Here is a 10,357-nt window from a genome sequence, read left to right as displayed (position 1 = left end):
ATTACTATTGCAAAGATTGCGGGCACTTGTAGACAAAACCATCAGTAGCCACCAACAGTGAAGGTTTGGGTTGCTTTATCATAATCGGTAATGACACACCCCTCAGTAGATTCAGAAGTAAGAGCGCTGAAATGTATTAAGCATTGAAAATTGCCAGGTGTAACTTCAAAACTTCCTCCACTTGGCAGTAATTTAGTTACAAACCCATTGCTTTTGAGATAGCCGATAAATAGAGGGATGTCCTCTTGTACGTCCCAAAATTGCCGATTAAACTTACTCATAATTAAGCTTTGAGCTGCTGCCAGAGCATGGTTTATATCTATTAGAAAAACTTGAATAGGTCTAGCTACATCGGCTCTAAAGTCTGTAAATTCGGAATTTACATTTACATTAAATGTATAAGTTTCTCCAGGTTGAAAACTTTTAAATTTGGCGATTTTATATCCCGTGATTCCTTGATCAGAGTCTATGGTTTCTCTCAATATATTTTCCCAACTGCTGCGAATTTCTTTAAAGATAGGTAGAGGTGTATATTTACCTAGAATATTCCCAGTCCCCACCATTAGTTTTACGTTTAAAGGTATAGGCATTTCTGACGCTCCTGCTGTATTGTTACTTTCACTACTCATTAATATATACATTTTTCTTAGCGACTCACTTGCTGAGAATAGTGAATCTTTCATCGATGATTTAACCTCATGCATTTCTCTTAGCGACTCACTTGCTGAGAATAGTGAATCTTTTATTGATGATGTAATCTCAATTAATTTATCCCAGTCACGGATGGGCAAACCTTTACTCATGATGAAATTTTATAGTATTATTTATCTATGATATACCTAGAACTATATTATGAGGCTATTGTCACAATCAGGAACTAATAACTTTCGACTCTCTAATCCTGGCGTTCAAAACGGGGAATTGTTGAATGTGGATGCGGTAGTTAAATCATTTACCTCTAACCTGAATTCTAATGGGTATATGATAGGAATAATATTTTCTATTTCTGACATAAGACTACAGGTTAAACTACTTAATACCTTGAGTGAAGGTGTTATTCCAGATATCAATTTTGAAGACTCTACGGCGACTAGATTATCTAATTCTATAGTTGCAAAAAACTCTAGTGCTAGAATCGGGTTAGAATTCCTCCTTAACAATAAAACTTTGGGCTTAATAGAGCTTAAAAATTATAACATTACTTATAGTTTGCCAGTACTAGGGAAATTTGCAAAAACAGGGAAGTTTTTAAATCCTGACGACATATTAAATGTCAAAATTGTTAACTTAGGGAGTGGGGGTTTGGCTTTAAATGACTATATAGATATAGCTATAGATTATATTTTTGAGATAGATGGATTTAAAGTTAACGATGATTTAACATTAAAATTTGAGTAGTAATGAGTATCGCTGCAAAAAGAAATAAAAAACGGCTAGAAAAATCAGAGAAAATAGCAGAAGAAGTTGAAGGATTTGCGGAAGATGCTATGGAGAATGGTATAGAAAAAGCCATTAACAATAAAGCTGAAGAAATGGTAGATAAAGCGATCGAACGAGCAGGAAAAAAAATCCTCGGCGCTAAACATCCATCCCTGCATTTCTTGGTAGACTTTATTAAAGCTCAACGGGGATATGGGCCAAAAGTATACGAAGATACATCTGCTGAATTAAGAAAGGAATTAGGGTTGTATGATGATGAACCCACTTTAGAAGAAGTAGAGCAGATATTTGAAGAGGATTCTGAATTTTTAGAAGATATTATTAACGATCAATATATTGATATTGAAAATATTATTGAACAGTTGGATGTTGAGAATACAGAGCAGATAACAGAGGAATTAGAAGAGGAGTTGCCCGAAGAAGATGAAGTGGAGACGGATTATTATGAAGAAGACGAAGAAGACAAGGTAGAGCCGAAAAGATGCCATTCTATTAGCTTGGGTATTGGAGATTTCAAAGTAAGTTTTAATACTTGCGACAATCCCCAAAAAGAACCCTCAAATACAGGGAATAATAATGGTTTCATGGGTGACGACGATTTACCAGAACTCCCAGAAAACTTACCCGAAGGGACTAGCGCTGTTTTTTTTTACTACGGAGCAGCTCTTTACCCAGGGTCTAATCCAGAGAAGCCAGTTATAGTAAAGTACGTTCGGTTTGCCTCGGAAGAATGGAAGGCAGCAAACCCAGGATATCAAACAACAGGAGACGGCCTATTTTACTATATAAGCATGAGTACCTGGCTAGAGAATAATGCAGGGTATTTAACGGATTTTGATGTTTACTTCGATCCTCGTCTTAGATATTCTCAGAGGAAGGGGTCGTTCGATTTGTATTTTCCAGGAGACTACAGGGAGTATCGATTAAGACGGGACTTTTTCCCAGGGAAGCAGCAAACCTTCTTTGTTGGTAGAGTTATTGTAAGGGCTGGTTCGATGGATAGTTATCTTTCTAATAGAAGCAACGGGCATACAGGATTTCGAGTAGCAGGAGCCACGCGTTACAAAGCCTTGCTTGATAATTATCAATATTATGTAACCGCTTTGAGGTTTTCCGACAATGACGAAAAAGACCACCCGATATTTAAGAATAACGAAAACTTGTTGGGTGTTGGTTGTGTCGCAATACCTCTTTACAAAATAACTCTTCTTTATCCAGACGGGAGAGAAGAAGAGATTGAGCGAAAGAATAAACCGAAGAACAAAAGAAGGCATACCAACACGTATGTTAATAAGCGGAAAACAAAGGAAAGAGGAAGAGAAATGAATGAGCAATGCTGCAAAGCGACTCTATCACTGCTACGAAAAATGTCTCATGTCACCGGAACTGCCGAGGAACCGATATATCCCGTGCCACCCCCACCAGGTTTACCTGAAAATAGTGAGATAGAAGAAATCAGTAACTTAACAGAGCAAACCCGAGTTTTGGCAGAGCTAGCGCAATCACCCGCTGATTCAGAATTGCTCCAGAAAATCGCTAATGTCACCGGAACTGCCGAGGAACCGATATATCCCGTGCCACCCCCACCAGGTTTACCTGAAAATAGTGAGATAGAAGAAATCAGTAACTTAACAGAGCAAACCCGAGTTTTGGCAGAGCTAGCGCAATCACCCGCTGATTCAGAATTGCTCCAGAGAATAGCTAATGTCACTGGCACCGCAGAGACTCCTCAGTATCCAGGTGAACTGCCAGACAGACTGACAGACCCCAACTCACCAATAAAGCAAATTCACAACCTTGCTCAATGGCATCTTTATAACTTTGACATGATGGATGAATTGATTGGACAATTCCCTATCGACCTTGAAATTGAAGGTGACAACGCTAATCCCGACAATATCGCAGAAGCCCTAGCTGAAATCTATGGCATGGCGATCGAGCTTAAAGCCGACACCTATGAAAACAAGATGGCCATAGCTCGGACTTTAACTGAAGTAGGGTTGACTCGTTTAATAGTTAATCGAATCTTTAAAAACATCGAGGCTGCAATTGAATATATTGATTTTGAACGGGAAGAGGTAGAAGAGAATATAGAATTAACATTTAACCCGCTTGCCTATGAAGACAAAGATGGAGACGGTGATATTGATGATGATAGTCTGGAAGAGTTTTTGCAGCCTAGCAAACAACCAATCAAGTATTGGAAGTCGCCCGATGGAAGCAAGGACTCCTTACGCAAAGCAATTTCCTTGCTGCAAGAAGCTGCACAAATAACCAAAGCCTTACACTGGCATAGAATACCACGGGAGCCAGTAGCAGCAGCTAATAGCTTGAGAAGTCTTATTAATTTAGGAGCAGATGTAGCTCAAGATTTTGCACAGGCCCGGGGTGAGACTGGTCAGTCCTGGCAAGATTTTATTAAAAATGTTGAGGAGAACTGGAGGGATAAAACAGGCACGATTACAGATGACAAGAGTGACAATCCCAGAATCAAGGAAATACAATGACAGTTTTAGCATTTACCAGGAGGTTAACTAATCTTCGCAGTAGAGCCGCGAGAAGAAGAGCGACGGGTAATCATTCTGTTCGCCGGTGGAGTCGCACGCGGTCTAGTAGTGGGGGAGGTATTCAAAACTTCTTTCAAAACTGGGGTGGTAGGCTGGTCGGGTGGATAAGTGGCGGGCTGAGTGCATTAGTGCAAAGATTGAGGTCAATTAGTGTTACTCAAATTTTTCAAGGGATAGTGTCAGCAGGCAGCTTGCTATTAAACTTTAACTGGCAAGTAACAGATAAGCAGATTGACGCTCAAATCGATGCTATCAATCAATCAATCGTTGAACGTAACTTTGGAGCTGTCGGGCGCACTCTAGGCAGCACTATCTGTGGATTGGGGGGTGCAGCACTTATCACTAAATTCAATCCAGCACTAGGTTATCATGTGATGAGTAACGTCGCCCCTGAAGTTGCCGAAGAATTGCTGCAAGAGTGGAGTCAGGCGCTTTCGCAGGCTTCTGCGCAGTATGCAACAGCTCGTGCTTTAGAATTCTTCAAGGGCGCGAGAAAATTCCTCAAAGACCCGGATGACCCCGTCGGGCAAGCACTACGAAAATTGGTTGGGAGTGAGACGATCGATAAGTGGGGAAATCCTGGCAATGATGAATGGAGCTTTAAGAAAGGTATTGGTAATGTAGTCAAACGATTTATCAAGGATGAGGACTTAAGGGAAGCTTTGCAGGAAGGGTGGGAAGAACTTAGCGATGCTTGCATAGAAGCAGGATTTATTATTGCTGGCAGCATTGATGATTGGATTGGTATGCAAAGCTATAATAGGGAGGGACTGTTTGGTAGGTCTCGCACGGTAGAGGTTACGCCTAATCGGGAAGTACCGGAGGAACGTTTCATCTTAACTGGGAATGAAGCTAATATCAGGACTGCAACCACAACTATACTCGCCCAACAACAACTTCTAAATAACCGCGACATTGGTACAACGATCGTTAATAGCGACAACGAGCCAGTGGTTGTTAGCAGTAATGGCATAGAAATCACCCTAGAATTTTTTGCTTACGAGCAGCCTCCATACTGGTCTAATATAAGAACTAGCATAAATGCTAGGAGCAGACTGAGGATTCCCAATTGCGAAATATCTAAAATAAATTGGAGTCAAATTAAGCAGCTTTTTGGTGGTACCAGTAAATCCCACGACAAAGGAGATTTGGCGGTTGAGGCAGACTTGTCTAATGGAAAGATGTTGAAAGCATGGGTGAATAGCAAGCAAGATGGCAAGAAGATCATAGAGAGAATGGCATCACTTTCCGAAGCGGAATTAATCAAGCCTCTTCGGTTCATAGAAAAGGAAGAATACGACCCAAACGGAAGGCTAAAGCCCAAGCCAACAAGGCCACAGTATTTAGCCTATATGCATATTTCAAATTGGGATAGGAAGACAAAATATGAGACGGCAGTCGTCGGCGCCAAGAAAAAACGGAAGTCGGCGCGAGTCGATTTTTATTACGAAACAAAACCCAGTTGGATGGATGATAAGATTAGGAAGTTGATAAAAGAAACTCCATAAAGTATGCCAGTATTTTTTAAAGAGACAAACTCCGATGAACTCGTTGCTGCGATTAACAATTTAGCTGCAACGATGACAACACTTAATTTGCAGATGCCGGAGCTAATGAAGGTATCTATTCCTAGTATGGAAACTCCACCGCCAGAACCTGATGAGATATTGATGACAGGCTCTGGTGAAATGAGTTTAATTTTTACTGATAAAACAGGGGTGGTTTACCCGACGGAGCTTCAACCTCAGTTAAGCCCGTCTGCTAACGTTTTCCAGTATCGTCAATTGTCAAAGCTAGACAGCTTGTACCAAATTTCTGGTAATTATCTTGCCAGCAATATTCAGCAGATTCCTGTATCCACATTAGAGAGTTATAATACTGAAAACGGAACATCTTTTGTCGAAGAAACGAGAGAGAGGCTGATCGTACCCTTGGTAAACGAATCCAATGTGAATATACCGCTCTCATTTGCTGCTCAACATGAATGGACTAATGTGAACAATAATAATGTAATTGAATGGTTGGAACCAGTATTTGCTGTCTGGAAGGCTAATTCTGACATAATCGAACTCCAATATCGTAGAGGCGAATATGCTTTGCTTTTCGGGAACAATCAAAGATGGGATGTTAACCTTTCCTTCAGGGGCATCATTTCTTTACCAAGCGCTAGTATCAGCGAGTAGGTAAACTTAGTGGTGTCTAGCAACTGCTAGATGCCGCTTTGAGAACAAGTAACTTTACAAACAGAAATGTCAATAAATCAAGAACTAGAAGTCCCTTATAAGTCACAAACTGATAACAAGTATGCGCCTTTTTCCGCCTGCAATGTTACTAGTTTAGCTATGTGTTTAAGCTATTGCGGAGTAAAGGGAGATGGCAGCTATCTTCAACTAGAAGACGAAATATTTGCTCGCGCTCAACAATATGGCTGGAATAGATTTTCTCCACAGGGATTAAAGGATATTTGTGAAAGCTATGAAGTGGAGGATGACCTTACGATTAGCGGTACTTTAGCTGACATTAGAGATGCGATAGTAGAAGAAAAGCCAGTCATTGTTCATGGTTTTTTCACTGAACCTGGTCATTTATTAGTTATCAAGGGTTTTGGTGAAAATGGCTTTATCGTTCACGACCCCTATGGTGAAATAATGGCTGGGAGGGGAACTCATTCTTGGTATTATCAAATCAATGGGGGAGGTGTGATTTACGGAGAAGACCTCCATTACAGCAACAGATTGATTGCTTCTGCTTGTGGAGGTTGGAGTTACGGGCAAACTCGTGTTATGTACAACGAACTGACTGACTCTGAGATGGAAGGTATTGAAAATATGTGGATTCACAGAATAGGCTAGACTGAAATTTTACAAGCCTACTACAAGCCTACTATGATTGGTGGGCTTTGGATGACACTTATTATCACGTTTTATGATGTTTATGATTAGTTAGGGAGATTACTCCCTAACTTTGAGTGCTAAGAGTGCTAATTAAATTAATGGTAATTATTATTCTTTTATTCCTAAGCTCTTGGTTCTTGAAAAATTCCCAGCAATCCAAGCCAATTTTCCCAAACGGTTAAGCCTTTACTACTTCAGGATATGTCTAGTTTTTGAAAACTCAAGAGAGGATTAGGGAGTAGGGATTAGTTTGTTAGGGAGATAATCTCCCTAACTTTGAGTACTAAGAGTGCTAATTAAATTAATGGTAATTATTATTCTTCATTTTCCTGCTACAGATGTATCGATAAAAATGCGAAAGTATCAAAACAAAAGCTTTGATTTAGCAAGGTTTATGTCCGTTATGCAGCTTCGAAGCTTCCTAATGGTGTATATGTATCAATCAAAAGTTAATTTTTACTTCGACCTTCGTTGTTAGAGGTATTGACTCGATGCCGATTCCTAAACCAAACTGATTTATTCACTCCTATGAGTTGGCAAGCTTCCTTTACAGATTTACCTTGTTCTATAAACAAAGCGATCGCCTGGAGCTTATCTAAGCTAACAGGTTTTCTTCCACCCCATTTTTTCCCGGACGCTTTGGCAGCAGCTATTCCAGCCATTTGATTTTCAAGAATAACTTCTCTCTCAAACTCTGCAATTGAGCCTAGTATCCCAAAAATCAATCTTCCCATTGCTGAATTTGTGTCTATACCTTCAGTGTGGGATTCAAACGTAATTTTTTTATCTCTCAGTTCTTGGAGAATTTCCAATAGCCCGGCCGTAGATCTTCCAAGTCTACTAAGCTTCCAAACTTTCAAAGTATCTCCAGTTTTTAAAAACTTTAAGCATTCTTTGAGTTGTGGCCTTTCGTTGTCTTTGCCTGATTGTTTGTCAGTGAAGATTTTGCCGCAGTCTTTGAGTGATTCCAACTGTAGGTCTAGGTTTTGGTTCTCGCTACTAACCCTTGCATATCCAATTTTGGCCATGTGTACCAATATTTTTGGGGTAAATTTTCCTACCCCATTGAAGGGGGATTTTAGTCATAGGGGTAAATCCATCTGAGTGTTTGACGCTACTTCTGACAAAACAGTTGCTATGAAGTACACTTCAAAGAGACTATATTTATACAACGAGATTTGAAGGCTTTTAGTAGTCTCTAAATACGGTCGTTTTTCTTAATCACAAAAAGTGTGTATCTGGACTAAGGGCAGTACTCACTAACCAATTTACTGCCAGGGTCTGGATGCTGCTAGATAACCGCCAGAGATTTTTGTGAAGCCCCGGCGGTCAATCTACATCAGGGTGCATCACATTTGAAATTCTAGCAAATTTCTTTTTTGTCTTGAGTACCCCTGGTTGGTTTGGGGATTGAGCTTTGAGTTTTCTTGAGAATTAAAAATTATTTTTATCTGCTTCACCAAGACTTAAAAATTCAATTAAGTATCAGCAATCATAATTATTTCTTATCCCCTGGCCATTTCTTAAAATTGATAAGTTAGACTTATGAATAAAGTATTCGTAATTGGACACAAACCTCCTGCTCCCCTCAGCCTTCTGGATTGAATAGCAACCAAGTCCTTTTGATGATAAAAGTCGCGATCGCCTAAATTTAACTTTCCGTAGCTGAACACTAGGCTCGTAAATGTTGGGCTTGCGCTCAAACCATCGACCCTCTTTGTTTTTCCAGTGTTTACCTATCTCAAAATCCCGATTAGGGTCGCCGTAATCCGACACTAAGTCTAGTACCCTACTAAGTCCGCGATTCACTCTTTGATTAATTTGGATGGACTGCAAAGGTAGACATTTTTTAAAGTCTCTGATAGGACTTCCATCACATCTATACTTGTTAGAAAGATGACGCTGGACCGTCTTGGTACAAACACCCCGACGGTCTGCGACTCCTTGATGACTAGCTCCATAACTCAGGAATCCTTCTGAGACTCCCAACCGACAGCCAGAGCGCCAAAGTACCCGCGCCATTTTTGTCGCAGGGATGATTTTCTCTGGTTGTAAGGGTTTTGGGGCTAGCTTCTTGGCTTTTAAGACTTTCTTGATAAGTAATTTTTCCTGGATTTTGGCGATCGCTTCACAATGAGCTGCAAATCTTGATTGTTTTTGAAGGGACTGTAGTTCTATTTCTGTGGAAAGTATTGTTAGTCTGTGGTTTGAAAAATCATCTAGACTAATTTCTGCTACGGGGCCAAAGTCTGTGAGGTTGGCTTGAGATGCTAATCGATGGCTGGAGGTGTAGAATAACTGGACCCATGTTCCCATCCCTAATATTTGATTTGTGCTGTAATATCGCCACAGTCCCATTTTCTGACCTTTACATAGCCAGCCTTTGAGAGTTTGGACTGCGAAATTAAGCGATCGCGCAGCACTTTCCAAGCTAAAGGTTGCTTGGCCACTACCGCTTTCGTCTATATGTCTGGCATAGAGCCATAGAGCTAGCGGGTTTTTATAGTGCTGGAATAGTCGGGATGGGAATAGTATCATAAGTATTTTGTTAGGGAGATATCTCCCTAACTCTGTGGGGTTAAGCTCGGCCTAAATATGTACTTCGTGTAACTATTTCGGTCTCTTCTGTGGGACTTGAGACCACCTCTTTCCTTCTTTCGTATAAGTAGGGACGGCCTTTTATGTACTTGACTTCTGTCCAACGGGACTTACATTTGTCTGAAGTGCTGGAAGTTGCGATCGCAACTTTTGGTTGAGGTTCCAGCAGCAAGTTTTTGAGGAAGATTATCAATAATTCTATTTCTGGTTTTGATAGATTTCTTGTTAATAATTTGATTTTTTCTAGGTTTTTATTCATTAGTTAATGTCTTGTTTTTGTGGGTTAATATTTGTTGGATTGAGATTAGTTCATTGGCAGAGAATGAAAGGTCTCCTGAGCCTTTTAGGATTTCTGGCTGCTTGTCCCCTTCTTCTATTAATTGCCATAGTTGCCAGAAATCGTATTTACATTCCTGGGTTAAAGCAGAAGGTATTAAGCTGACTTGTTCAATTTCTTGAGGTGTGAAGCCTGTTAAATAGATAGGACAAATAGAGCTAGATTTCATTTGCTTTTTAATAACAGAAAACTGAATAAAATTGATGGCAGTCGCTATAGTTATTCGATGTTTTTTTATGCTGCAGATGCGAAAAAAATCTGGCTTGAATTCTATTGCTTCTTCCAGGTCTTTAAAAGAGATAATAGGCATATCTTTCGAGACATTTCTCAAAGCGAATTCAGGAAAAATTTCTCTTGTAAATATTAAGAAAGGACTGTAGTTTTTTAATGCTATTGTTTTTGTCAATAGTCTTCTTCTTTTTGCTTCACCCATGATGATTTATCCTTCAAATTTTCTAACTATTTAAACTACTCAAATAAAACTTTTTCTGTTTTTACTCGTAGGGCGAACAGTTCCATCG

At 39.9% G+C, this 10,357-nt stretch carries 10 protein-coding genes; 5 read left to right on the top strand and 5 right to left on the bottom strand.

The genetic code is table 11. From position 1 onward, the window contains the following. Window positions 1-41 precede the first annotated feature (41 nt). Window positions 42-803, bottom strand: coding sequence for a hypothetical protein (locus tag AC3DU7_RS14760; protein ID WP_488040089.1), 762 nt, complete (start codon window positions 801-803; stop codon window positions 42-44). 58 nt (window positions 804-861) lie between these two features. Between AC3DU7_RS14760 and AC3DU7_RS14755 the strand changes: the two genes are divergently transcribed. The 5 genes from AC3DU7_RS14755 to AC3DU7_RS14735 all read left to right on the top strand — a co-directional run bounded on the left by AC3DU7_RS14755 (window position 862) and on the right by AC3DU7_RS14735 (window position 6,859). Then, window positions 862-1,398: a hypothetical protein gene (locus tag AC3DU7_RS14755; protein ID WP_488040088.1), complete on the top strand. Its 537-nt coding sequence runs from the start codon at window positions 862-864 to the stop codon at window positions 1,396-1,398. Window positions 1,399-1,400: 2 nt separating this feature from the next. After that, window positions 1,401-3,947 (top strand): hypothetical protein, encoded by a 2,547-nt coding sequence (locus tag AC3DU7_RS14750; protein WP_488040087.1) that lies wholly within the window; start codon window positions 1,401-1,403, stop codon window positions 3,945-3,947. After that, complete coding sequence (locus AC3DU7_RS14745) at window positions 3,944-5,515, top strand: hypothetical protein (RefSeq protein ID WP_488040086.1); 1,572 nt, start codon at window positions 3,944-3,946, stop codon at window positions 5,513-5,515. The genes AC3DU7_RS14750 and AC3DU7_RS14745 overlap by 4 nt, the downstream gene beginning before the upstream one ends. Window positions 5,516-5,587: 72 nt before the next feature. Then, window positions 5,588-6,190, top strand: coding sequence for a hypothetical protein (locus tag AC3DU7_RS14740; RefSeq protein ID WP_488040085.1), 603 nt, complete (start codon window positions 5,588-5,590; stop codon window positions 6,188-6,190). Window positions 6,191-6,256: 66 nt separating this feature from the next. After that, entirely contained in the window at window positions 6,257-6,859 is a 603-nt protein-coding gene (locus AC3DU7_RS14735) for a C39 family peptidase (protein ID WP_488040084.1), read from the top strand. Window positions 6,860-7,350: 491 nt separating this feature from the next. On the opposite strand, the gene AC3DU7_RS14730 is transcribed toward AC3DU7_RS14735, so the two are convergent. From AC3DU7_RS14730 to AC3DU7_RS14715, 4 genes are all read right to left on the bottom strand, one after another. After that, on the bottom strand, window positions 7,351-7,929 hold the full coding sequence (locus AC3DU7_RS14730) for a recombinase family protein (protein ID WP_488040083.1): 579 nt from the start codon (window positions 7,927-7,929) through the stop codon (window positions 7,351-7,353). A 457-nt stretch (window positions 7,930-8,386) separates the two neighbouring features. After that, window positions 8,387-9,439, bottom strand: a complete 1,053-nt coding sequence (locus tag AC3DU7_RS14725; RefSeq protein WP_488040082.1) for a hypothetical protein — start codon at window positions 9,437-9,439, stop codon at window positions 8,387-8,389. A gap of 40 nt (window positions 9,440-9,479) precedes the next feature. After that, a complete protein-coding gene (locus AC3DU7_RS14720) occupies window positions 9,480-9,758 on the bottom strand; it encodes a hypothetical protein (RefSeq protein WP_488040081.1) in 279 nt (92 codons plus the stop codon). Next, window positions 9,751-10,269, bottom strand: a complete 519-nt coding sequence (locus tag AC3DU7_RS14715; RefSeq protein ID WP_488040080.1) for a hypothetical protein — start codon at window positions 10,267-10,269, stop codon at window positions 9,751-9,753. The genes AC3DU7_RS14720 and AC3DU7_RS14715 overlap by 8 nt, the downstream gene beginning before the upstream one ends. Window positions 10,270-10,357: the final 88 nt, after the last annotated feature.

The sequence above is a fragment of the Okeania sp. genome, assembly GCF_983059655.1.
This window is presented reverse-complemented; position numbering and strand designations above follow the sequence as displayed.

Excerpts from the sequence above, each read along its gene's own strand:
- AC3DU7_RS14730 (WP_488040083.1), bottom strand. The coding sequence starts at position 7,929 with ATGGCCAAAATTGGATATGCAAGGGTTAGTAGCGAGAACCAAAACCTA.
- AC3DU7_RS14740 (WP_488040085.1), top strand. The coding sequence starts at position 5,588 with ATGACAACACTTAATTTGCAGATGCCGGAGCTAATGAAGGTATCTATT.
- AC3DU7_RS14720 (WP_488040081.1), bottom strand. The coding sequence starts at position 9,758 with ATGAATAAAAACCTAGAAAAAATCAAATTATTAACAAGAAATCTATCA.
- AC3DU7_RS14760 (WP_488040089.1), bottom strand. The coding sequence starts at position 803 with ATGAGTAAAGGTTTGCCCATCCGTGACTGGGATAAATTAATTGAGATT.
- AC3DU7_RS14735 (WP_488040084.1), top strand. The coding sequence starts at position 6,257 with ATGTCAATAAATCAAGAACTAGAAGTCCCTTATAAGTCACAAACTGAT.
- AC3DU7_RS14750 (WP_488040087.1), top strand. The coding sequence starts at position 1,401 with ATGAGTATCGCTGCAAAAAGAAATAAAAAACGGCTAGAAAAATCAGAG.
- AC3DU7_RS14725 (WP_488040082.1), bottom strand. The coding sequence starts at position 9,439 with ATGATACTATTCCCATCCCGACTATTCCAGCACTATAAAAACCCGCTA.
- AC3DU7_RS14745 (WP_488040086.1), top strand. The coding sequence starts at position 3,944 with ATGACAGTTTTAGCATTTACCAGGAGGTTAACTAATCTTCGCAGTAGA.
- AC3DU7_RS14715 (WP_488040080.1), bottom strand. The coding sequence starts at position 10,269 with ATGGGTGAAGCAAAAAGAAGAAGACTATTGACAAAAACAATAGCATTA.